The following is a 21,926-nucleotide window of genomic DNA, read 5'->3' as shown; positions in this document are numbered from 1 at the left end:
GAGAGATAGCATGAGTGAAGTATTAATTAAAGTAGAAAACTTATCAAAATCATTCGGAAAGAATGAAGTTCTTAAAAATGTAAATATGCAGATTGAAAAGGGCGAGGTTATTGCTATCATCGGACCATCAGGCTGTGGAAAGTCTACATTCATTCGTACATTAAATCAGCTTGAGAATCTCACAGATGGAAAGATTTATCTTGATGGCGAGGATATCACAGCAAAGGGAGTAGATATAAATGATGTAAGACGTCGTGTAGGTATGGTGTTCCAGCACTTCAACCTTTTCCCACATCTTACAATTCAAAAGAATCTTACACTTGCTCCAGTAAAGCTTGGTCTTATGACAGAGGAAGAGGCAAACAAGAAAGCTGCAGAGCTTCTTGAGCGAGTTGGACTAGCAGATAAGGCATCAGCTTATCCAGACAGTCTTTCTGGAGGACAGAAGCAGCGTATTGCTATTGCACGTACACTTGCTATGAATCCGGAGGTTATTTTGTTTGATGAGCCGACATCGGCACTTGATCCTGAAATGGTAGGTGAAGTCCTTAACCTTATGAAGGAACTGGCTGATGATGGTATGACAATGGTAGTTGTAACTCACGAAATGGGATTTGCAAGAGAAGTTGCTGATAGAGTACTGTTCTTTGATGAAATGGGAATCAAAGAAGAAGGAACTCCAGCAGAAATTTTTGATGCTCCAAAGTCTCAGAGATTACAGGACTTCTTGTCAAAAGTACTTTAGTTTTTAAGATAAATGACTATAATAGTATTGAACATTAAATGATAATGGAGCAATACGATTATGGAATCAACACTTAGACGTACATGGGCCGAGGTTAATCTCGACGCCATCGCATATAATTACACAAAGATTCGTGAAAAAATAGGCAGTGATGTCAAGTTTCTTGGCGTAGTAAAGGCCGATGCATATGGACACGGAAGTATTCAAGTTAGTCAGCTCCTTGAGGAATTAGGAGCTGATTATCTTGCTGTCAGCAGTGCAGATGAGGCTTTAGAGCTACGCGTAAATGGCATCAAGATGCCTATTCTTATTTTAGGACATACTCCAAAGGAGCAGGTCCCTCGTCTTATCGAATACGGAATCACTCAGGCTATCACCTGCAAAGCAAAGGCAGATGAGTACAGCGCAGAAGCGGTGAAGGCCGGAGGGGTTTTAAAGGTTCACATCAAAGTTGATACAGGAATGTCCCGCTTAGGGTATCTTTGTGATAATGGCTATTTTGATACAGGTGTCAGCGGTATTGTTGAAGCTTGCAAGATGCCAGGGCTTGAGGCAGAGGGAATATTCACTCACTTTGCAGAGGCAGATGAGTTTGGTCAGGCCAATGATGATTACACAAAGCATCAGTTTGAGTTATTCACTAGAGTCATTTCTGCTGTAGAAGAACAGCTTGATAGCAAGTTTAAGATCAGACATTGTGCCAATACAGGTGCAGTTGCCAGATTTTCTGAAACATACCTAGACATGGTGCGCCCAGGCCTGTTATTATATGGATACGGTGAGTTCGCTCATCAGATGGGACTTCGTCCAGCCATGACTATGAAGACAACTGTCAGCACAATCAAGATTTACCCAGAAGGAACTGCTGTCAGCTACGGCGGAATGTTTGTTACAGACAAGCCAACACGTATTGGTGTTTTGCCATATGGTTATGCAGATGGATTTCTTAGAAGTCTTTCTAATAAATGTTCACTTTACACAAAGGAAGGTCCAGCAAAGCTTAGGGGTAAAATTTGCATGGACATGTGTATGATTGATATCACAGATATGCCTACTGTTGATGTAGGAAGTGAAGTTGAAATATTTGGGGAGAAGAACAGTATTGATGACTTAGCTGCTTGTGCAGGTACTATTCCTTACGAATTAACTTGTGCAGTTAGCAAGCGTGTTCCTCGAGTTTATTATCGAAATGGGGAAGTTATTGATCGTGAGTTAATGCTTAGGATGTAGTAATTGAGGATTATATGAGTACTTCTTTCTTAGATAAAGTAGTAAATGCTATTGAAAATCGAGAAATCAAAGCGTATTATCAGCCACAGTATGATGCCAGTACTGGTAGAATTGTTAGTGCAGAAGCACTTGTTAGATGGGTGAAGCCCAATGGCGAAATAATTAGCCCAGACAAATTCATACCGAGACTTGAAAAGACAGATGATATTAATATCTTAGATTGGTATATGGCAGAGGAAGCCTGTCGAACTATCCATGAAATGGGAGATAAGGCAGTTCCAATTGCTGTTAATTTCTCTAGATGGCATGTAAAGGAAAAAGATTTTTATCGTAAGTTACAAGCCATTCTTACAACATATAAAGTAAAGCCAGAGATGTTTGAGGTTGAAATTACAGAGTCAGCCCTTGCTGTGGAAAATTTAAAATCCATAGAAGAATGGGCCAGAAACATCGCAGACACCGGTGTTAAAATCGCTATAGATGATTTTGGCGCGGGCTTTACATCATTACAGTTTGTAAAGAATCTGCCAGTTAGTTTTTTGAAAGTTGATAAAGCTTTCTTGGAAGATAATTGTCAGGATGATAGGGGACGTGGTACCCTTGAAACTGTATTTTTCTTTGCAAGACGTCTCAGTCTAAAGACTATAGCTGAAGGTGTAGAAACCATGGAGCAGCTTAAGTTTTTGCAGAATATGGACTGTGATAGAGTTCAGGGATATTTATTCTCGAAACCACTTAAAAAAGAAGATTTCCTTGTTGTTGCAATGATAGATAATGCTCCTATGGTTGACGATGATGATTTCCTTAAGAAGCAGGGAACATTTAGTACTCACAGCCTGCTTTTAAGAGCTATGAAGACAGAATACGACATGATAATGTTTGGAAATCTGTATAAGAATAGCTATTATATGATGTATCAGAACCCAGATATTTTCTTTGATGCGCCTACAGCAGGTGTTATTGATGATATGACTGAGAGCGCTTTAAAGATATGTGTTGGAGAATCTTATAAAGTTTACGAAGATAATCTTACAAGACCAGCGCTTTTGAAGGCATTCAATAAAGGAAAAACAAGGGTAGAGGTTGTTGTAGAGCACAATGTAGCAGGTGTTCCACTTAAGTTTAGAACTATAATTCATCTTATGAAACATCCGCACAAGGATGATGTATTGATGATAGGTTTTTCAAGAAAAGTTGAAGAATAAGAAAGAGACCTTTTAAAAGGCCTCTTTTTCTTTATCAAATAGAATTCTATATACACCAATCAAACTTGTGATAAGTGAGAAAACATCGAATGCAAATACAACCCAGTTCTTAAGGAAGAAATCATAAGTTCCAAAACAAAGAATACTGCCGATGCATCCAAGCTTTATCATTAAATCCTTTTTAGATCTAAGTGAAAGTGTAATCATAGTTGCTGCAGCAAAAGGGAGCCAGTCAATCCATCTGTTTTGAGTAGTGATGAAGGTGAATACACCCTGAAAGCCGATGAAGAATATCTGAAGCGGAATAGTAAGATTCCATTTAATGCAGATAAGGTTTCTAAGTAGGCTAACCATGTTTCCTACAACTGCGGCAATACCACCAAGGCAAGCGTAGGATATAGAAAAAAGAACAAACTGTAGGTTCTGTGCCCATAGGATTGTTTTTTTGTGCTTAAGGTATCCGATTAACACCATAAGGATACAAGCCAAAATTGAAAAGATTCGTCCGACTAAAACTAAATTCATTTATTAACTCCTATCAAAAATCATATTTACATATAATATAACAATCTTATGATTTTTTGAAGTTTTTACCTCTTTAAATCGCTAAAGAATTAAGGTAGAATAGATTAACTAGAAAATGTGACAACATGTAAAAGGAGGAAATATGGGCAAGGTATTTAGATTTCACAAAGATGTAGATACAGATCAGATTATCGCTTCCCAGTATCTACTTTTTCCCACAATAGACGAAATGAAAGTGCATACATTTGAGTCCCTAAATGGTGATTTTGCATCTGCGGTAAAGCCTGGTGATTTTGTTGTGGCTGATGAAAACTTTGGATGTGGCTCATCAAGAGAGCAGGCGCCAAGTGTTCTAAAAGCACTAGGAGTTAAAGCAGTTATAGCTAAGTCTTTTGCTCGTATTTTTTATAGAAATTCCATTAATATTGGCATGCCGGTTATTGTCAGTAAAGAGCTTTATGATGTAGTGAAAGATGGTGATGAAATGGAACTGGATTTGAATGCTGGCATCATCAAAGCAAATGGAAAAGAGTATTCTTGTACTAAGCTACCTGAAAAGATGCAGGAAATTTTGGATCAAGGCGGTCTTATAGCATCTTTGGATAAGGAGGATTAGATATGGGAATGACAATGGCAGAAAAGATTATTGCCGCGGCAGCAGGTAAAGAAAGCTGCAAGGCTGGTGATATCGAGACAGTAACACTTGATAGACTGATGAGCAACGACGGCACTACTCATCTTACAATAGACATGTACAACAATTTAAAGCATCCACGTATTGCAGATGTGGATAAGCTTGTATGGGTTATTGACCACAATATCCCTGCTGATAGCCCAAAAACTGCAGCGAGCCATAAAAAGATGAGAGACTTTGCTAGAGAGCATGGAATCACTTTTTATGAGGGGGAGGGAGTATGCCATCAGGTTATGATGGAAAAACACGTACGCCCTGGTGAGTTGATTTTTGGAGCAGATTCACATACATGTGCTTATGGAGCTTTGGGAGCTTTTGGTACTGGCGTTGGTTGCACAGATTATTTATATGCTATGGTTACAGGAACATCATGGCTACTAGTACCTGAGACAATTCGCTTTAATCTCCATGGAAAGCTTAATAAGGGTGTATACGCTAGAGATTTAATCCTTACTATAATTGGTAGAATTTCTGCTAATGGAGCTAACTATAAAGCCATGGAGTTTGCTGGAGAGGGGCTACATGACCTTTCAATTGCTGATAGAATCTCAATCTGCAATTTGTGTGTAGAAGCAGGCGCAAAGACTGCTCTTATGGAGGTCGATGATGTAGCGATGGAGTATTTAACGGCCCATGGACGTGAGCCTAAGGCATTGTTCTCATCAGACGAAGATGCAGTGTTTGCCGAAGTTTATGATATCGATTTATCGGAGATTCAGCCAATTGTTGCAAAGCCTCATTTTGTAGACAGCGTTGTACCAGCATCGGAATGTGAGGGTACAAAGATTAACGAAGCGTTTCTTGGTAGCTGTAACAATGGACGTATAGAGGACTTGAGAGTTGGTGCACAAGTAATCAAAGGAAAGCATGTTGCTGAGGGGGTTAGATTTTTAGTAGTTCCGGCAAGTAGGGAAGTTTACAAGCAGGCTCTAAAGGAAGGACTTCTCGATATATTTATGGCTGCTGGCGCTATGGTTATGAATCCTAATTGTTCAGTGTGTTGGGGTGCGTGCCAGGGAGTTATCGGTGAAGGTGAAACACTTATCTCTACAGGCACTCGTAACTTTAAGGGAAGAGCTGGCCATAAGGATTCCTTTGTATATCTTGCATCAGCGGCAACCGTTACTGCATCCGCGGTAGAAGGATTTATAACTACTGCAGATAAACTTTAGATCAGACTAGATTGGAGAGAATTTATGAGTGACAAGTTTACGGCTAGGATTTGGGTCCTTGGAGATGACATAGATACAGATATAATCTTACCTACAGAGTATTTGGCGTTTAAGACGGTGGAGGAAATGAAGCCTTATGCTTTTAGTCCACTGCGTCCCGATTTGGCATCACAGATTCAGCCAGGAGATATGATTGTTGCAGGTAACAATTTTGGCTGCGGCTCTTCAAGAGAACAGGCTCCAGAGGTTGTAAAGGCCCTTGGGGTTTCATGCGTTGTTGCAAAATCTTACGCAAGAATTTTTTTCAGAAATGCCATTAATAATGGATTACTTTTAATTGAAAATCAGGATTTGTATGATGAGGTAAAAGAAGGTGATATTGCTGAGGTTACACCAGGCAAAGAAATCGTGGTAAATGGTAAATCCTACGAAATAGCCTCACTTCCTGATAACCTGCTGGAAATACTTGAGGCTGGTGGCTTGGTAAAAGCTATGAGAAAGCGTAATGGATTGGATTGATGGTGAAAAAATGGGAAAGACATTAGTAGAAAAAATAATTGGAAATAAAGTAGGGCATGATGTAAAACCAGGAGACATTGTTACTGTAGATGTAGACTGGTGCATGATTGATGACATCATGGTTCCATTTGCTGTTCAGAAGTTTGAAGAGATGGGTTTTTCTAAGGTAAAAAATCCTGACAGCGTTGTTCTTATTTATGATCATTTCCTTCCTGCTACTCAGGTAGATGACACTCGTCATTTCAGAGAGGGAGATGAATTTGCCAAGAAATACGGTATAAAAAATGTTCATAGAACAGACGGTATTTGTCATCAGCTTATGACAGAAGCAGGATATGTTAAGCCTGGTGATATTGCCTTTGGAACAGACAGCCATACAGTTACATATGGTTGTGTTGGCGCCTTCTCAACAGGTATCGGATATACGGAGATGGCGGGCATTCTTGGAACAGGTCAGCTTTGGATAAAAGTTCCTGAGACTATCAAGATTGAAATAGATGGTACATTGCCTGGAAATGTTACATCAAAGGATATAATTCTTAGAATAATAGGGGATTTGACTGCATCTGGAGCTACATATCAGGCTATTGAATTTACTGGAAGCACAGTAGATGCCATGAGTGTAGCTAGCCGAATGACAATGTCGAATATGGCTGTGGAAGCTGGGGCAAAATGTGGTCTGTTTGTTCCAGATGATAAGACTTGTGACTATTGTAAGATAAAATATGACGATAGCATAAAGGCTTTGAAGCCAGATAATGATGCCAAATATTCAAGAATTCTCAGATATAGAGCAGAGGATATGGTTCCGGTTTTGGCATGTCCATCTTTGGTGGATAACATTCATCCAGTTTCAGAGCTTAAGGGGACAAAGGTGGATCAGGTATTCCTTGGCTCATGCACAAATGGTAGATTAGAAGATCTTAGAACAGCAGCCACTATTTTAAAGGGCAAGCATGTTGCACCATTTGTTAAAATGATTGTTACTCCTGCCAGCCGAAAGATTTATAGAGAAGCATTAGCTGACGGCACACTTGAAATCCTTTCAGACGCCGGTGCGATTATTACTACTCCAGGTTGTGGTTTGTGCTGTGGAAGAGGAGGAGGAATTCTTTCAGATAATGAAGTGGTGGTTGCCACTAACAATAGAAATTTCCTTGGAAGAATGGGAACTAGCAAGGTACAGATTTATCTTGCCAGTCCTGCAACAGCTGCAGCAACAGCAATTGCAGGCAAGATAACAGAAGCTTAATTATCGGCTTCCATAAATTCACGGATTTTGCTTTCATTAAGGTTTTCGCCGATTACGATGAAGACCTGCTGACCTACAGACATTGGTGTTAGTTCAAATTCATTTTTTGTAACATTGAACTGATACCAGGTATCGTCTTCATTAAAGAAGCCTTTTGCTCGGAGGATTTCGCCAAATGAAGAATCAGACATAAGAGTGAGGATTTTTTCTTTTAGGCATTCCTTTTTCAATGGGAGCTCAAGAAAATAAACTGTTTTATAACCACTGTCATCAGTGGTTATTTTTTTTATGTATGATCGTGAAGCATAGCTGCTGTTTGAAATTAATTCGAAATCGTTATCATCTAAATCATCCCAATTTTTTTCAAAGACAATAGAATCTACATTTATATTAAGGTTTGCCTTTTCTGCCGCAGATTTTAAGTGTGACTTGGTATTTGCGATATGTTCATTGTCTGTAAGCTGAGTTCTGCTGAGAATGATGCGCCCAGCGTTTGCTATTTGGCTGGCTAAGAAGAAATCTGAATCATCAGAAAGATTATCTTCTAATCGTGCATCAACGATGGTTAAAACTGTACCGATTTCATACCATCTATCAAGTGGCTCATCTCTGAGAACATCAAAAAATTCATCAACATCAAAAATGCCTGATGGTTCAATGATGACTCTATCATAACCACTCATAGCCATGGCGATAAGCTTTGTTTTAAAACGACGTTTGTGACAATCAGCGTCACATCCACCAGCTACCATTTCAAGCTCGCAATTTTCCCCTCGCAAATCATTGAGTAGGAGCATATCAACATTTACTGCGCCGTAGTCGTTTTCTAATATTCCAATACGTTTGCCATGGGAAATGAAGTAATTTGCGTATTTTTTAAGAAAGGTAGTTTTGCCGCTACCCAAGAATCCTGTAATTAAGTCTACTTTTATCATGGTATACCTCGTATCATAGTTATGTAACAATTTAGGTATATTATAAAGGACAACACATTGGTAGTAAATTATTGTTTAAAATTCTAAAAGCATGTGATAGTATTTATACATTGTTTAAAAAGGAGTAATTAATAATGGGAATTGTAGTACTAGGAGCAGTTTTTATTGATATTAAAGGTCACTCTACAGCAAGCTATATTCCAGCAGGTAGAAATGTTGGTACTGTAGAGGAAGTACACGGTGGCGTTAGCCGAAACGTTGTAGAGGATATTGCAAATGTTGAGCTTCGTCCTACTTTTGTTAGTCTTGTAGATGAAAGCGGTATCGGTACAGGCGTACTTGAAAAGCTTAACAATCACAAGGTAGACACCAGATTTGTTCGCCGCACTCCTGATGGAATGGGAAAGTGGCTTGCAGTTTTTGATAATCACGGAGACGTTGTTGCATCTATATCAAAGCGACCAGATCTTTCTGTAATCAATGATATTCTTGATGAAGAGGGAGATGAGATTTTCAAAGATGCAGATAGTATTGCTCTCGAGATTGATATGGAAAAAGATTCAATCAAAAGAGTATTCAAATATGCAGAAAAGTATAATCTTAAGGTATATGCAGCTGTCTCAAACATGAGTATTGCTGTTGAACGCAGAGATTTCTTGAAGAACGTAGAGTGCTTCGTTTGCAATCAGCAGGAGGCAGGCATCCTTTTCATGGATGATTATTCAGAAAAAACACCTGAGGAGATGGAAGAAATCCTTGCAAAGAAAATTCAGGGTGCTCAGATCAAAAAGATGATTGTCACGCTTGGTAGTCAGGGTGCAGTTTATGCAGATATTGATGGCAACACAGGATTCGTACCAGCTAGAAAGGTAGATGTTAAGGATACAACCGGTGCTGGAGATTCATTCTTCGCTGGCGTAACAATTGGTCTTACATACGGCAAAACAATTGAAGAGGCTTGTGAAATTGGATCAACACTTGCAGCATCTGTAATTGTAACTTCAGATAATGTATGCCCACGATTTTTACCTAGTGAGTTCGGCTTAGAAGTATGATAGAATAGTCATGAATAATTTAGGATAATTGATTGGGCTAGAGTAATGTTAGAAAATGATAATCTAAAATACAGACAGATGTATTTTGATATGGATGGTGTTATCAAGCAAGAGACATACGTTTATCACAGAGAATTAACACCAGAGGAGCAGGAGAACTACGACAATTTAGTAGCCGATTCTGACCAAATGACTATTTTTGACTTTATTACTGATTAGACCTTGGATTGCCAAGGTCTTTTTTGCATTATATAAAAGGAGAAATGCTATGAGTTTAACTAATTCAACACTGCAGGAATTTACAGAGAAGCTTGCTTCAAAGACATCAGTACCAGGAGGCGGTGGCGCAAGTGCTATGGTTGCCAGCATTGGAATTGCTCTTGGAGATATGGTTGGGGAGTTTACTGTTGGAAAAAAGAAATATGCAGAGGTAGAACCTGAAATAAAAGAGCTTATGGAAAAGGCTCAGGATATTAGAGTTAAACTTTTAAAATGCATTGATGATGATGCAATTGCCTTTGAACCTCTTTCTAAGGCCTATTCTATCCCAAAGGAAGATCCTACCAGAGATGAAATAATGGAAAAGTGCTTGAAAGATGCTGCACAGGTGCCATTTCAGATTCTTCAGTTGGCATGTGAAGCTGTTGATTTGCAAAGGGAATTTGCAGATAAAGGTTCAGTGCTTATGATTAGCGATGCGGCAACGGGGGTTGCTATGCTTCAAGGTGCAATTAAAGGGGCAGCTGTCAATGTAAAGATAAACACTAAATCCATGAAAGATAGAGATTATGCTACAGATTTAGATTCGAAAGTGACAGCACTAGTTGATGAGTATGTAATAAAATCTGATGAAATATATAAAAGCGTTATGGAAAGATTATAAACTGGAGGAATCATGGCGAAGTTATTAAAAGGTAAAGAAGTAGTAGATGCATTAAATATAAAAATGGCAAATCAGGTGGAAAACCTTAAAACAAAGGGAGTAAATCCTACACTTGCTATTCTTAGAGTGGGTGAGAGAGCAGATGATCTTTCCTACGAAAGAGGAGCAATAAAGCGTTGTGAGCAGGTGGGAGTGACAGTTAGAGTAGAGGCGCTTGACGAGGACGTTTCTGAAGAGGCCTTTTTTGAAAAGCTAAATGAGCTAAACGAGGATGACTCTGTTCATGGAATTCTTATGTTTAGACCACTTCCAAAGCATATTGATGGTGAAAAGGCTAGAAATATGCTTAAGGCTGAAAAGGATGTGGATGGCTGCACAGATCTATCCCTTGCAGGTGTATTTACAAACACGAAACTTGGTTTTGCACCTTGTACAGCAGAGGCTGCAATGGAAATACTTAAGCATTACGAAATTGCACTTTCAGGTAAAAAAGTAGCAGTTATAGGTCGCTCTCTTGTTATTGGAAGACCAGTTGCAATGATGCTGATGCATGAAAATGCTACTGTTACAATTTGCCATACAAGGACAGTAGATGTTCCTTCTATCACAAAGGATGCAGATATCGTAGTGGTTGCTTCTGGTCAAATGGAAAGCGTTGGAAAGGAATTCCTGAAAGAAGGCCAGACTGTAATTGATGTTGGAATAAGCTGGAATGATGAAAAGGGTAAGCTTTGCGGCGATGTAAAGTTTGATGAGGTTGAACCAATTGTAGAGGCCATTACACCTGTGCCAGGAGGTGTTGGAGGTGTTACAACAAGCATTCTTGTAAAGCATGTTGTGGAGGCAGCAGCTAAAAAGACTGTTTAATTTTATAATGTGTGAATTTTTTATACAAAAACTCCGATTAATTATGTAGAATAGTTATTATAAGGGGTTAAGGGAGACGAATTATGATTATCGAGCAGCTAAGGTCAGGGCAGGAGGTCACACTAGAGGTATTAATTGGTGGCTCATCATTTGAATTAAAGACAGAGGTGGTTGGAACTAATGCAGAAACAGGGGCATTGGTTAAGCCCTATGTGTATAACGGACAGGTTGTGGATTTCGCGAATGGTTCTCCGCAGAGCATGACATTTTCACTTCATTGCATAGATCCACACACTGGCGGTAGAGTTGTGTGGAAAAATGTAGCTGTTAACGTTATCAAATTCAGAGGTGTGGATTACTATGCCGTAGATGCCAAGGCTTTTGGTAAAATTGCAGCATCCAGTGAACGAAGAGAGGATGTTAGAGTGCATGTGAAAAAGCCAGGCTCTGCTCTTATGGAAGATGGTCGACGATTCTCCATCTCAGTTTTGGATATTAGCGACAGTGGAGTTTCCTTTATTGGTAATGCTAATAGAGTCACAATAGGTGACATTGTAGAGGTTAACTTTGCTGATAATGCTCATAATTCAGATTTTAGCTTGGCAGTAAAGGCTCGTGTAAATAGAGCTGAAGCTGAAAACAATGGCATATTGTACGCTGGTAAAATTTTAGAGAGAGATAATAAGCTTTTAGCGTATCTATGCTTTAAAGGCATGGACGAAAAGTTAGATAGATAGCGATAGGGACGAATTATATGGCAGACGATAAGTTACGACAAGAGCTACTATATATGGTTCGACTTACTTCTAAATACGATTTCAGTCGTATGGAGGTTGTTGAAGGTATACTGAGGCTAGAAAATGAAAGACAAATTCTAGGCTCTGTTTTTGGTAAGAGATTCAAAACAAGAATATTTGATATAGCAGCTGGCCAAGCTGTGGATGAGACCTGTGTTATTTGCGGACAGCACGCTGATAATAAAGTAATATGCCAGCATTGTCTTTCAACAATAGGTGAAAGCGATTATGCTAAAAATAAAATCAAGACTAAAGAAAACGATAAAAAGCTTAAGCTTCCTGATTTTGGAAAGATAATAGATAAATTAAAATCTATTACTATAAAGAAAGAGGGAAAAGAAGAAGGCAAAGAAACAGTTAAAGAAAAGGCTCCTGGCAAGATTAGTGTTGGCAAAGTAAAACGTTATGTGCAGGGAGTTTTAATTGTTTGTTTAACCTTGATTTTATTTATCCAAATATGGATTTTTGGATTATGGCTTACTATTCCGGATTATAATCCAACAGAGGAAGCTAGGGTTTCTTCAAATCAGGTGGTTCCTGTGGAATCCGCGGATGATGCTTATTCACAGTTGCTGCTAGATTTCCCTGAGGAGGAAGGATATACAGTTACATTTTCCAGAGAGGATGCTGATTATGTGGGAAGGTTTTTGCTTAATCCTGGAGATTGTTGCTTGGAAATAGAAGATAATCTTACTGATGAGGAAAGATACGATTATTTCTTTAAGGAAGATGTTTACGTTTTCTATATTTCATATTTAGAGGAGAATACAGGAAAGGTGGGGATTGCCGAGGTAAACCATGCAGGTTCTATCTTGATAGAAGGTTCGTTTAACGATGGACGTCGTACAGATTCCTTCTATAAATTCAGATAGAATTATCATATTCTACATATTACATTCACAGCCTGGACATAATTCTTTGGTACTATTTCAACTGCGATTTGTAATGAATATGGTTTTTCTCGGAGGTTTTTATGAGACTTAGACCAGATGAAGAGGCAAGATTAAATAGTATCTTGGCGCCAATTAAAAGTGACTTAAGAGTTCAGAAAATGAAGAACTACATCCAACATGGGAGAATAACAACTTTTGATCATGTGGAAAGTGTCACAAGACTTAGTTTTTGGATTAATAAAAGACTTCGTATAGGAGCAGATGATAGAGTCCTTACAATAGGAGCTTTTTTACACGACTATTATTTATACGATTGGCATGTTACTGATGAGGGACATGGGCTTCACGGTTTTTCTCATTCAAACACTGCAAAAGAAAATGCCATTAATGATTTTGGGATAGGAAAAAGAACACAGCATGTTATTGAGAGCCACATGTGGCCACTTAATATCACGAAGGTTCCTAAAAGCAGAGCAGCTTGGATTGTATGTATAGCTGATAAATGCGTATCAACCCGAGAAACACTACTTTGTAGATAAAATTAAATCAAGAATATATTACGCTAGGGCCATTGTATTTGCTTGCAATGGCCCTATATTAATGCTATAACTGTATTAAGGGAAATAGAACAGTTAATGTTCATCGAAAGGACGAATGATATGAAAAAAAAGGTTATAGCTATTGTGCTTGCAGCGATAATTGCGGCTGCAGGAATTTTCGTGTGGAAATCAGGAATTATATCAGGAGGTGCAACTGGTTCTGATGATTCTGCAGAGGTATATGTTATGTCTTTGTCTGATATCATGGGAACTAACAGTGGATATTCCACAAATGTCTTTATGGGCGTTGTGGAAGGCCAGGAGTCTACAGGCATCACAAAAAGTTCTGATAGAGAGTTAGATCAGCTTTTTGTATCTGAAGGCGACACTGTTACAGTTGGTACACCTCTTTTTTCGTATAAAACAGATTCTTTGGTAGCTGAGAATACTCAGTATGGCTTTGAAATTGAAGGCTATAACCTTAGTATTGCTGATTACAACAATGATATTACCAAGACTCAGACTGAGCTTGATAAAATCAAAGGAAATACAGACGAGGATAAAACTAAAAAGGAAGAGCTTACCAACCAGATTAATTCATTAAATACAGACATTGCAATTGCTCAGAACAATATTGAAATGGTAAATGCAAAGATTGAGGCTAACAATAATAAAATTGCAAATTCTACTGTAACTTCTACTGTTGATGGCACAATCACAAAGATCGCAGACGATACAAATCCATACACAACAGATGGTTCTTTTATCACAATTCTTGCATCTAAAGAGATGAGAGTAAAAGGGCAAATTAACGAACAAAACGTTTGGGCAATCAATGTGGATGAGCCTGTAACCCTACGTTCTCGTGTGGACAGCAGCCAAACATGGAAAGGAACTATCACTAAAATCGATACTGAGTCAAAGCAGGAAAACAATGATTCAAACTCGTATGGTGGTTCTTCTGATGCTAGCTCCACAAAATATCCTTTTTACATAACACTTGAGGATAGCGAAGGTCTTATGATGGGTCAGCATTTGTATATTGAGCTTGGTCAGACAGATGCTCCTGAGATGGATTTTACAGATGGAACATATCTGTATGATTACTACATTGCCTATGATGAAGAGGGCAATCCATTTGTATGGGCAGACAACAAAGGACATCTAACAAAGGTTTCTATCGAACTTGGAGACTATTATGAGGAGCAGATGGTTTATTCTGTTTCTGGAATAGACAACGACACATTAATAGCTTTCCCAATGGAAGATTACACAGAGGGAATGAAGACTGTTAGCGAATACGAGGGAGAATAAGAATGATTGTAAAACTTGAAAACATTTACAAGGTTTACGGTGAATCTGGCACAGAAACCTCGGTTCCAGCTTTGAACGATGTGTCACTTACTGTAAACGAAGGTGAATATGTAGCAATCATGGGACCATCAGGTTCGGGAAAGAGTACCCTGATGAATGTTATTGGTTGCTTGGATAAACCTACATCTGGTGTATATTACTTTGAAGATAAGGATGTTTTAAAGCTTAAAGATAGACAGATGTCTGATTTGCGACTTCACTCTATCGGGTTCGTTTTCCAAAGCTTTTATCTTATGAACGAGGAAAATGCAATTGAAAATGTGGCTCTTCCCCTTTCATATGCAGGAGTACCTAAAAAGGAAAGAGAAAGAAGAGCAATTGAGGCACTTACAAGAGTAGGCCTTGCTGATAGAGTAAAGTTCCGTCCAGATCAGCTTTCTGGAGGTCAGAAGCAAAGAGTTGCCATAGCAAGGGCTATTGTTAATAATCCAAAGGTGCTTTTGGCTGATGAGCCTACTGGTGCGTTGGATCAAAAATCTGGTGCAGCTATCATGGACCTTTTTGAAAAGCTTAATGAAGAAGGCACAACAATAATAATGATTACTCATGATGCCAATATTGCCAGTCATGCGAAAAAGACATACAGAATTGTGGATGGCAAGCTTTATCATGGATTAGAGGAGGATAAGGAATGAAAAAGATAATTAAACCTGTCCTCATAATAGTTATAATTTTAGCTTTGGCCGTTGGTGGCTTGTACGGAGGCTACAGATACAGCCAAAGTAAAAAGACTGCCGAGGTTGTTTCACTTAGCATGTATGCTATGGATGGCTACTGGGGAGATTCAATCAATAGCTATGGAGATGTAACATCAGACAAATCCCAAACAACTTATCTGTCTTCAGGAACAGAAATATTATCTGTTAATGTTCAGCCTGGGGACCATGTTAATGAGGGCGATGTCCTGATGACAGTCAAGAAAGAAACACAGGACATTAAAGGCAAAGAGCTTGAAGTAGAAAAAGCTAGACAAGCCTATGTAGCAGACACAGTTACCCTTGAAAGACTTCAGAATACAGCACCTATTCCTGAATATATTTCAAGCTCACCAGACACTCGAACAAGAGAGATTCTTATTGGCAAGGAATATAGATTAAAGGTTGGATCTACTTTTGGTGAGTACAAGGAAGATCATATTGTCTATGAAGAGTTTTTTGATCAGTCAGGAAATCTTACATCTACTCTTTATTATGACGAAAAGGGAAATTCTTTGGACGAAGTAGACGACACTGATAAAATCAACGCAATTGTAAATGCGGACCATTCTCTTTTCGAATGCTACGAAAATTATGAAACAACAGAAGTTACTGTAGGTACATTCTATTACAATGCAGAAACAGGAGAGATGATTGGTCACGAAGGTGTTGATGGCGAAGGAAACGTTGTCGAACGATACAATGCGCCTGTAGGTTATACACCAACTCAGCTTAAGGACAAAATCGAAGAGGTTTCCAACGCACTTAAGAAACACGATCTTGATCTTAGAAAGAAGGAAAATGAGCTGGAGGTTATGAAGAACACCAATGACAATGGTGAGATTCTAGCAAAGGTCTCTGGTACAGTATCGAAGGTTCAAAATAAGGACAATTACAACAACACCCAGCCATTCATGATAGTTACAGCTACAGATGAGTACTATATTTCTGGTAGTATCGGAGAATTCTATCTGGATAGTGTAAATGTTGGAGATACAGTTACTATTTCTTCTTGGGATACAGGCCTTACAGCAGATGCTGTTATTACTTATATCAGTGATACTCCAAATACAGATAACAATAATTTCTATTCTGGAGATGGAAATACAAACAGCAGCAACTATGAGTTTAAGGCAAGCTTCGATAGAAGTAGCGGTATTGAAATAGGTTCAGCAGTAGATATTACAATCACGCCAGCTGGTCAGGAAGATACCGGCCTTTACATCTCAACATACTTTGTTCGTAAGGATGCCGGTGGCAATTATGTTATGAAAATGAATGCTGACAATAAGCTTGAAAAGGTTTATGTAAAAGTTGGTAAAAGCCTTTGGGGGTCAATGATTGAAATTAAAAGCGGTGTTACTATGGATGATTACCTTGCATTCCCTTATGGAAATGGGGCAGTTGAAGGTATGAATTGCAAAATAGTAGATTCTTTTGCGTATTAAGGGAGGACTTATGTTAGAAAATTTACGATTAGCCTTTAGAGGTATATGGACACATAAGCTTAGATCCTTTTTGACAATGCTGGGTATCATTATTGGTATTGCGGCTATTATCGCCATAGTATCTACTATCGAAGGAACCAATCAGCAGATTAAGGAAAATCTTATTGGTTCTGGTTCTAACACAGTTGATATTCAGCTTTATCAAAATGATTGGCCACTTGATTTAAGCTACAGCGAGGCACCATTTGGAGTTCCTCAGGTAAGCGACGAAGCTATATCTGAAATCAGGGATTTGGATGAAGTCAAATCTGCAAGTAAATACGCTAACCGTCAGGTTTATGATGGAGTATATTATTTAAACAATTCCATGAATGGTGGCTATGTAAAGGGCGTTGAAACAGACTATTTTTCGACAGCCAATCTTACAGTTAAAGATGGTAGACTCTTCACTGAAGAGGAGCTTAAAAACTATAAAAAAGTATGCGTTGTTGACGATGGTGTGGTAGAGGATCTGCTTCATAATGATGAGCCAATTGGAAAAATCCTTGAGATTCAGGGTGATTCATATGTAGTAATTGGAGTTGTTGCATCACGTTCAACATTTGAGCCTACAATCAACTCAATTTCGGATTATGAAACTTATATGCAGGATGAATCTGGAACAGTTTATATCCCACTTTCAACCTGGCCTATAAGCTACAAATATGACGAGCCAGAAAATGTTTTAGTTAGAGCTAATTCTACTGATGATATGACTGCGGCAGGAAAGAAGACTGCAGATATTATGAACTCATACATCAGCCCAACTGATGACACTATAAAGTATCAGTCCAAGGATTTGTTGGAACAGGCACAGCAGCTTCAGCAGCTTTCATCATCAACAAATTCAATGCTTATTTGGATTGCCGCAATCTCACTTTTGGTTGGTGGTATCGGCGTAATGAATATTATGCTGGTATCTGTTACAGAGCGTACTGCAGAGATTGGTCTAAAGAAAGCTATTGGAGCTAGAAAAGGAAAAATCATGGGACAGTTCCTTACAGAAGCTGCCGTACTTACATCCATGGGCGGTGTGCTTGGAGTTGCTAGTGGTATTGGACTTGCTCAAATAATATCCATTATGAGTGGCACACCTGTTGCAATATCTTGGCCAGCTGCTTTTATAGCAGTAGTATTTTCTATGGTTATTGGTATTGTATTTGGTATTTTGCCAAGTCATCAGGCAGCTAATCTCAATCCTATCGATGCATTAAGAACTAATTAATTAAAAAATGAAAAACTCACCATTTATGGTGAGTTTTTTTGTTGGACAATATAAATATATATGTATAATTGTCGATACAAAAAATAGCAAGGATGCTAACTACTAGAACTATGGATGGTTCATTTTTATTGTTCACAATAAATCGGTGAGGACGGGTTATGGTAGTTCAGCACAATTCTGCAGCTAGTAATGCTAGCCGAATGTTAAATATAACAGATACATCAATTTCTAAAACCTCTGAGAAGTTGTCCAGTGGATTTAAGATTAACCATGCTGCTGACGATGCAGCCGGACTTTCTATTTCTGAAAAAATGAGAAAGCAGGTAAGAGGGTTAACAAGAGGATTGGATAACGTTGAAGACGGTATTTCTTTTTGTCAGATAGCAGATGGAGCACTTTCTGAGGTTAACGATATGCTTAACAGAATGAAAGAGCTTTCTATTCAGTCTGCTAACGGCACAAATTCACCTTCAGATAGACAAGCCATCAATGAAGAAATTCAACAACTGAAGAGAGAATCTGAAAGAATATTTACCACAACTACGTTTAATCAAAGACAAATCTGGGAACGTAATCCTGTAAGTGAGACTGTAACAAAGGAAATTGAATATAGACCAATTACTTTTAGCGCCCCAAGTTGTGATTATAAAGTTACCAATGAAAATATTGCATCATGGCCAAATGGCGGTTTTAAACTAAAAGTTGTTGAGGCAAATGAGGCTACAGGTGAACCTGGTGGACTAGCCTTTACTTGGAAATCATCAGATTCTAAACCTGTTGAGTATACATCTGCTACAATACCATGGCCTAATCCTGAGACTGCAAGTCAGACTCTTGAATTGGCCAATGCTTTTACTGATGAACAGAAGAGTAACTCTGCATTAAAGGGCGTCAATTGTAAAATCTATTATTCAACTGATTCTAATACAACTATTGATGAAATTAAGAATTACTGTAAACAGGTATCAGTATCTGCTTCCCCAAGTAATTCTATTAGTACAACAATTACTTCCAATGGAGGAGTATCGGCAAGTGCTTCTTTATCGGTATATGCCATACAAAAAACAAATATAAACCTTAATGGATACTCAGACACTTCATTTGCAGAGCCTAATGGTATGACAGCAGTTGATTCTTCAAATGGATTAACTTTTACATTTGATTTTACAAGTAGAGAAGACCCAACAAAGAAGATTGCTGTAACAACAAAACCTTCTAGTGTAAGAATATATAAATATATATCTAGGTTTGATCCGGTAGATAGAGTATCTGTAGATGATCAAACTTTACACTATACAAAAGCGCACAAAAACTCTATATATGAAAACTTCTCCCGTGATGGATGGTGGGGAAAATATGCTACTTTTGATATAAATGGCAATTTTGATGGCTATCAGAATTACACATTGAACTACAGCATTGACTCACAAAATTTGAAAAACTCGCTATTTGATGATGACAGCATAAAAGAAATTCTTTCAGGAAATTATACAAAAAATGTTGGAAATGCAAAAAATGTTGGCGGATTAATGGATGATAAGAATAACAATAATGAAAACATTGCAATTACGTTTTATTATTCTATGAAGGATGCTGATGGAAATAGTTATGGAAATTTTAATTTGACTGTTTCTGGTGATGAAAGAGAGGGCGCGGATTCTTTTATTAATCGCATTAAGGCCATTACAAATAGTGATTTATTTGCAGGAAGTTCAAACTCGGATAGTACAAGTGAAGGAACAGGTACTCGTACTAGTGTGCAATTTCAATTGAATAGCGTTAATGATTATATACCTAAATCTACATTAGAAAAGACCTTTGAACAGCTTGTTGGTTATGAAGATTTGGCGAAAAATATCCATTCAGGTCCTGATTCAGATATGGATGAAAAGCTTGGCATATTCTATAAATGCTTGTCAAATTTTACTATAGGACTTGAAGATGTAGACGTGCTTACAGTTGAATCATCTGAAAGAGCCATGGGACTTATAGATGCAGCGGCAAAGATGGTTGTTGAACAGCGTTCTGTATTTGGAGCATATCAGAATAGACTTGAGCATACTGTAAAGAATCTTGGTAATGTAGCAGAAAATACAACTGCTGCGGAATCTAGAATTAGAGATGCAGATATGTCTGGTGAAATGGTTAAGTATTCGAAGGATAGAATTCTTGGCCAGGCAGGTGAAGCAATGCTTTCACAAGCTAATACTAACGCTAACAGTGTTATGAATTTGTTGCAATAAGAGGCTTGAATGTGATTCTTAGAACAATTAAAATCAACATAGGAATTTTAAAAGCTAGGGAAAATTCCCTAGCTTTTTCATATATGGAGGTTATATGAGTAAATTTATTTCATGGAATGTAAACGGTCTTAGAGCAGTAGTGGGAAAGGGCTTTTGGGATTATTTTGATGAGGTAGATGCAGATATTTTTTGCCTTCAAGAAATCAAGCTCTCCGAGGGACAGTTTGATTCTGAAAAGGAAGGATACCATGTATACTGGAATTATGCAGAAAAGAAGGGCTATTCTGGCACAGCCATTTTTACAAAGAAAGAGCCTATTTCTGTAAGCTATGGTATTGGAATAGAAGAACATGACCATGAAGGAAGAGTTATAACTCTCGAATTCGAGGACTTTTACTTTATTACATGCTATACACCTAATTCTCAGAATGAGCTTAAGCGTCTTGATTACAGAATGACCTGGGAAGATGACTTTAGAGCCTATATGTGTGAACTCAACAAGAAAAAAGGCGTAATCCTTTGCGGCGATTTAAATGTTGCTCATGAGGAAATAGATATCAAGAATCCTAAGACAAACCGTCGCAATGCGGGCTTCACAGATGAGGAGCGCGGCAAGATGACAGAGCTTTTGAATGCTGGATTCGTGGACAGCTTCAGATACTTTTATCCAGACCAGACAGAAATCTATTCATGGTGGTCTTACAGATTCCATGCCAGAGAGAAGAATGCTGGTTGGCGCATTGATTATTTCATAGTGTCAGAGGACATAAAAGAAAGAATGAAGGATGCCAAGATACATACAGAAGTTATGGGCTCAGATCATTGTCCAATAGAATTAGATTTTGAATAGGCATTAGGCAGGCAATATGCTATCATAGATTATATCAGTGGGAGGTGTTTATTATGGCAGATAAAAAAGAAGGTACATTTGTAGTACATGTTAATAAATGTGAAAACGACACATGGCAGGGACAGGTCACATGGGCAGACCGTGACGAAAAGCTCAGCTTCCGCAGCGCCATGGAGTTAATGTCAATTATTGATGCTGCTTTAAACGCAGACGAAGAATAAAACTAACGGCTAGCCATCTGGCTAGCCGTTTTTTTACTTATTTGCCTTTGCAAGGAACTTTTCATTATTGATGATAAATCTTTCGTGAGTACCCATTCCAACAACACCACTTTCATCTGAGCACACAACCTCAAAAGAAAGCTTACGGCCATCTATCTCAATAAGAGTAGCCTCACAAATAATAGTCTTACCAATAGCAGATGGAGCCATATGGCTAACATCTACCTTTGTACCCACCGTACCAAGTCCTTCCTCAAGCTCTGGCTGAACCATTTTCCAGCAGGTTTCTTCCATAAGAGCAATCATCGCAGGCGTTGCAAACACCTCAAGAGCCCCACTAGTAAAAGCCTTCGCAGTATTATCAATGGTCACAACCGTCTCAGCGGTATTCTTCATCCCAATTTCCAACATAGTATAAGTCCTTTCCCTACAAATAAAATTTCTCAACCTCTCCCTATAATACCATACATCACCCCGTACAGACTATCAGTAAAGACTAATTCCTCATCTAATTGTATGC

24 protein-coding genes are annotated in these 21,926 nt (G+C 38.4%); 21 read left to right on the top strand and 3 right to left on the bottom strand.

The genetic code is table 11. The features are described from left to right. Positions 1-10 precede the first annotated feature (10 nt). The 3 genes from BO15_RS0111235 to BO15_RS0111225 are packed head-to-tail and all read left to right on the top strand — an operon-like array spanning position 11 to position 3,180. The gene (locus tag BO15_RS0111235; protein WP_033154395.1) at positions 11-745 is read left to right on the top strand and encodes an amino acid ABC transporter ATP-binding protein; all 735 of its coding nucleotides are present in this window, start codon (positions 11-13) and stop codon (positions 743-745) included. A 60-nt stretch (positions 746-805) separates the two neighbouring features. Continuing rightward, positions 806-1,975, top strand: a complete 1,170-nt coding sequence (gene alr, locus BO15_RS0111230) for an alanine racemase (RefSeq protein WP_033154394.1) — start codon at positions 806-808, stop codon at positions 1,973-1,975. A 14-nt stretch (positions 1,976-1,989) separates the two neighbouring features. Next, a complete protein-coding gene (locus BO15_RS0111225) occupies positions 1,990-3,180 on the top strand; it encodes an EAL domain-containing protein (protein ID WP_052169904.1) in 1,191 nt (396 codons plus the stop codon). Positions 3,181-3,192: 12 nt separating this feature from the next. Here BO15_RS0111225 and BO15_RS0111220 read toward each other — a convergent pair whose 3' ends face one another. After that, positions 3,193-3,705 carry a YgjV family protein gene (locus BO15_RS0111220; RefSeq protein WP_033154393.1) on the bottom strand — a complete coding sequence of 171 codons (513 nt, stop codon included), beginning with the start codon at positions 3,703-3,705 and terminating at the stop codon, positions 3,193-3,195. A 142-nt stretch (positions 3,706-3,847) separates the two neighbouring features. Between BO15_RS0111220 and leuD the strand changes: the two genes are divergently transcribed. From leuD to BO15_RS0111200, 4 genes are read left to right on the top strand one after another with little or no spacing between them, the layout of a single operon-like run. Next, positions 3,848-4,321, top strand: a complete 474-nt coding sequence (gene leuD / locus BO15_RS0111215; protein ID WP_033154392.1) for a 3-isopropylmalate dehydratase — start codon at positions 3,848-3,850, stop codon at positions 4,319-4,321. Between the two features lie 2 nt (positions 4,322-4,323). Then, positions 4,324-5,571, top strand: coding sequence for a 3-isopropylmalate dehydratase large subunit (locus tag BO15_RS0111210; protein WP_033154391.1), 1,248 nt, complete (start codon positions 4,324-4,326; stop codon positions 5,569-5,571). A 24-nt stretch (positions 5,572-5,595) separates the two neighbouring features. Further along, complete coding sequence (locus tag BO15_RS0111205; protein ID WP_033154390.1) at positions 5,596-6,090, top strand: 3-isopropylmalate dehydratase; 495 nt, start codon at positions 5,596-5,598, stop codon at positions 6,088-6,090. Between the two features lie 10 nt (positions 6,091-6,100). Further along, the gene (locus BO15_RS0111200) at positions 6,101-7,342 is read left to right on the top strand and encodes a 3-isopropylmalate dehydratase large subunit (RefSeq protein WP_033154871.1); all 1,242 of its coding nucleotides are present in this window, start codon (positions 6,101-6,103) and stop codon (positions 7,340-7,342) included. On the opposite strand, the gene BO15_RS0111195 is transcribed toward BO15_RS0111200, so the two are convergent. After that, a complete protein-coding gene (locus tag BO15_RS0111195) occupies positions 7,339-8,277 on the bottom strand; it encodes a CobW family GTP-binding protein (protein WP_033154389.1) in 939 nt (312 codons plus the stop codon). The genes BO15_RS0111200 and BO15_RS0111195 overlap by 4 nt on opposite strands. 134 nt (positions 8,278-8,411) lie before the next feature. Here BO15_RS0111195 and BO15_RS0111190 point away from each other — a divergent pair, with 134 nt between their 5' ends. The 14 genes from BO15_RS0111190 to BO15_RS13700 all read left to right on the top strand — a co-directional run bounded on the left by BO15_RS0111190 (position 8,412) and on the right by BO15_RS13700 (position 21,406). Further along, complete coding sequence (locus tag BO15_RS0111190) at positions 8,412-9,332, top strand: carbohydrate kinase family protein (RefSeq protein ID WP_033154388.1); 921 nt, start codon at positions 8,412-8,414, stop codon at positions 9,330-9,332. Positions 9,333-9,377: 45 nt separating this feature from the next. Next, positions 9,378-9,551: a hypothetical protein gene (locus tag BO15_RS13655; protein WP_155952487.1), complete on the top strand. Its 174-nt coding sequence runs from the start codon at positions 9,378-9,380 to the stop codon at positions 9,549-9,551. A gap of 49 nt (positions 9,552-9,600) precedes the next feature. Continuing rightward, positions 9,601-10,215: a cyclodeaminase/cyclohydrolase family protein gene (locus BO15_RS0111185; RefSeq protein WP_033154387.1), complete on the top strand. Its 615-nt coding sequence runs from the start codon at positions 9,601-9,603 to the stop codon at positions 10,213-10,215. Between the two features lie 12 nt (positions 10,216-10,227). Further along, positions 10,228-11,082, top strand: a complete 855-nt coding sequence (locus tag BO15_RS0111180) for a bifunctional 5,10-methylenetetrahydrofolate dehydrogenase/5,10-methenyltetrahydrofolate cyclohydrolase (RefSeq protein ID WP_033154386.1) — start codon at positions 10,228-10,230, stop codon at positions 11,080-11,082. 83 nt (positions 11,083-11,165) lie between these two features. Then, complete coding sequence (locus BO15_RS0111175) at positions 11,166-11,819, top strand: PilZ domain-containing protein (protein ID WP_033154385.1); 654 nt, start codon at positions 11,166-11,168, stop codon at positions 11,817-11,819. A 17-nt stretch (positions 11,820-11,836) separates the two neighbouring features. Next, complete coding sequence (locus BO15_RS0111170) at positions 11,837-12,751, top strand: hypothetical protein (protein ID WP_157752344.1); 915 nt, start codon at positions 11,837-11,839, stop codon at positions 12,749-12,751. Positions 12,752-12,852: 101 nt separating this feature from the next. Beyond that, complete coding sequence (locus BO15_RS0111165; RefSeq protein ID WP_033154383.1) at positions 12,853-13,311, top strand: HD domain-containing protein; 459 nt, start codon at positions 12,853-12,855, stop codon at positions 13,309-13,311. A gap of 120 nt (positions 13,312-13,431) precedes the next feature. Continuing rightward, a complete protein-coding gene (locus tag BO15_RS0111160; RefSeq protein ID WP_033154382.1) occupies positions 13,432-14,625 on the top strand; it encodes an efflux RND transporter periplasmic adaptor subunit in 1,194 nt (397 codons plus the stop codon). 2 nt (positions 14,626-14,627) lie between these two features. After that, positions 14,628-15,320: an ABC transporter ATP-binding protein gene (locus BO15_RS0111155; RefSeq protein WP_033154381.1), complete on the top strand. Its 693-nt coding sequence runs from the start codon at positions 14,628-14,630 to the stop codon at positions 15,318-15,320. After that, positions 15,317-16,828, top strand: a complete 1,512-nt coding sequence (locus BO15_RS0111150; protein WP_033154380.1) for an HlyD family efflux transporter periplasmic adaptor subunit — start codon at positions 15,317-15,319, stop codon at positions 16,826-16,828. The genes BO15_RS0111155 and BO15_RS0111150 overlap by 4 nt, the downstream gene beginning before the upstream one ends. A gap of 10 nt (positions 16,829-16,838) precedes the next feature. Next, positions 16,839-18,092, top strand: a complete 1,254-nt coding sequence (locus BO15_RS0111145) for an ABC transporter permease (protein ID WP_033154379.1) — start codon at positions 16,839-16,841, stop codon at positions 18,090-18,092. 158 nt (positions 18,093-18,250) lie between these two features. Beyond that, positions 18,251-20,335 (top strand): flagellin, encoded by a 2,085-nt coding sequence (locus BO15_RS13840; RefSeq protein ID WP_033154378.1) that lies wholly within the window; start codon positions 18,251-18,253, stop codon positions 20,333-20,335. A gap of 94 nt (positions 20,336-20,429) precedes the next feature. Beyond that, positions 20,430-21,185, top strand: a complete 756-nt coding sequence (locus BO15_RS0111135; protein ID WP_033154377.1) for an exodeoxyribonuclease III — start codon at positions 20,430-20,432, stop codon at positions 21,183-21,185. Between the two features lie 53 nt (positions 21,186-21,238). Beyond that, positions 21,239-21,406 (top strand): hypothetical protein, encoded by a 168-nt coding sequence (locus BO15_RS13700; RefSeq protein ID WP_167541227.1) that lies wholly within the window; start codon positions 21,239-21,241, stop codon positions 21,404-21,406. 33 nt (positions 21,407-21,439) lie between these two features. On the opposite strand, the gene BO15_RS0111130 is transcribed toward BO15_RS13700, so the two are convergent. Continuing rightward, positions 21,440-21,817: a thioesterase family protein gene (locus BO15_RS0111130; RefSeq protein ID WP_033154376.1), complete on the bottom strand. Its 378-nt coding sequence runs from the start codon at positions 21,815-21,817 to the stop codon at positions 21,440-21,442. Positions 21,818-21,926: the final 109 nt, after the last annotated feature.

This window comes from Pseudobutyrivibrio ruminis HUN009 (genome assembly GCF_000703005.1).
Taxonomy (GTDB): Bacteria; Bacillota; Clostridia; order Lachnospirales; family Lachnospiraceae; genus Pseudobutyrivibrio; species Pseudobutyrivibrio ruminis_A.
Note: the sequence above shows the minus strand (reverse complement) of the source record. Positions and strands in the feature narration are given on the sequence as shown.

Bases quoted from the DNA above. Each gene is read 5' to 3' on its own strand.
- BO15_RS0111155 (WP_033154381.1), top strand. From the start codon at position 14,628: ATGATTGTAAAACTTGAAAACATTTACAAGGTTTACGGTGAATCTGGC.
- BO15_RS13700 (WP_167541227.1), top strand. From the start codon at position 21,239: ATGGCAGATAAAAAAGAAGGTACATTTGTAGTACATGTTAATAAATGT.
- BO15_RS0111170 (WP_157752344.1), top strand. From the start codon at position 11,837: ATGGCAGACGATAAGTTACGACAAGAGCTACTATATATGGTTCGACTT.
- BO15_RS0111160 (WP_033154382.1), top strand. From the start codon at position 13,432: ATGAAAAAAAAGGTTATAGCTATTGTGCTTGCAGCGATAATTGCGGCT.
- BO15_RS13655 (WP_155952487.1), top strand. From the start codon at position 9,378: ATGTTAGAAAATGATAATCTAAAATACAGACAGATGTATTTTGATATG.
- BO15_RS0111210 (WP_033154391.1), top strand. From the start codon at position 4,324: ATGGGAATGACAATGGCAGAAAAGATTATTGCCGCGGCAGCAGGTAAA.
- BO15_RS13840 (WP_033154378.1), top strand. From the start codon at position 18,251: ATGGTAGTTCAGCACAATTCTGCAGCTAGTAATGCTAGCCGAATGTTA.
- BO15_RS0111225 (WP_052169904.1), top strand. From the start codon at position 1,990: ATGAGTACTTCTTTCTTAGATAAAGTAGTAAATGCTATTGAAAATCGA.
- BO15_RS0111180 (WP_033154386.1), top strand. From the start codon at position 10,228: ATGGCGAAGTTATTAAAAGGTAAAGAAGTAGTAGATGCATTAAATATA.
- BO15_RS0111185 (WP_033154387.1), top strand. From the start codon at position 9,601: ATGAGTTTAACTAATTCAACACTGCAGGAATTTACAGAGAAGCTTGCT.
- leuD (WP_033154392.1), top strand. From the start codon at position 3,848: ATGGGCAAGGTATTTAGATTTCACAAAGATGTAGATACAGATCAGATT.
- BO15_RS0111150 (WP_033154380.1), top strand. From the start codon at position 15,317: ATGAAAAAGATAATTAAACCTGTCCTCATAATAGTTATAATTTTAGCT.
- BO15_RS0111205 (WP_033154390.1), top strand. From the start codon at position 5,596: ATGAGTGACAAGTTTACGGCTAGGATTTGGGTCCTTGGAGATGACATA.
- BO15_RS0111190 (WP_033154388.1), top strand. From the start codon at position 8,412: ATGGGAATTGTAGTACTAGGAGCAGTTTTTATTGATATTAAAGGTCAC.
- BO15_RS0111200 (WP_033154871.1), top strand. From the start codon at position 6,101: ATGGGAAAGACATTAGTAGAAAAAATAATTGGAAATAAAGTAGGGCAT.
- alr (WP_033154394.1), top strand. From the start codon at position 806: ATGGAATCAACACTTAGACGTACATGGGCCGAGGTTAATCTCGACGCC.
- BO15_RS0111130 (WP_033154376.1), bottom strand. From the start codon at position 21,817: ATGTTGGAAATTGGGATGAAGAATACCGCTGAGACGGTTGTGACCATT.
- BO15_RS0111235 (WP_033154395.1), top strand. From the start codon at position 11: ATGAGTGAAGTATTAATTAAAGTAGAAAACTTATCAAAATCATTCGGA.
- BO15_RS0111175 (WP_033154385.1), top strand. From the start codon at position 11,166: ATGATTATCGAGCAGCTAAGGTCAGGGCAGGAGGTCACACTAGAGGTA.
- BO15_RS0111145 (WP_033154379.1), top strand. From the start codon at position 16,839: ATGTTAGAAAATTTACGATTAGCCTTTAGAGGTATATGGACACATAAG.
- BO15_RS0111135 (WP_033154377.1), top strand. From the start codon at position 20,430: ATGAGTAAATTTATTTCATGGAATGTAAACGGTCTTAGAGCAGTAGTG.
- BO15_RS0111220 (WP_033154393.1), bottom strand. From the start codon at position 3,705: ATGAATTTAGTTTTAGTCGGACGAATCTTTTCAATTTTGGCTTGTATC.
- BO15_RS0111195 (WP_033154389.1), bottom strand. From the start codon at position 8,277: ATGATAAAAGTAGACTTAATTACAGGATTCTTGGGTAGCGGCAAAACT.
- BO15_RS0111165 (WP_033154383.1), top strand. From the start codon at position 12,853: ATGAGACTTAGACCAGATGAAGAGGCAAGATTAAATAGTATCTTGGCG.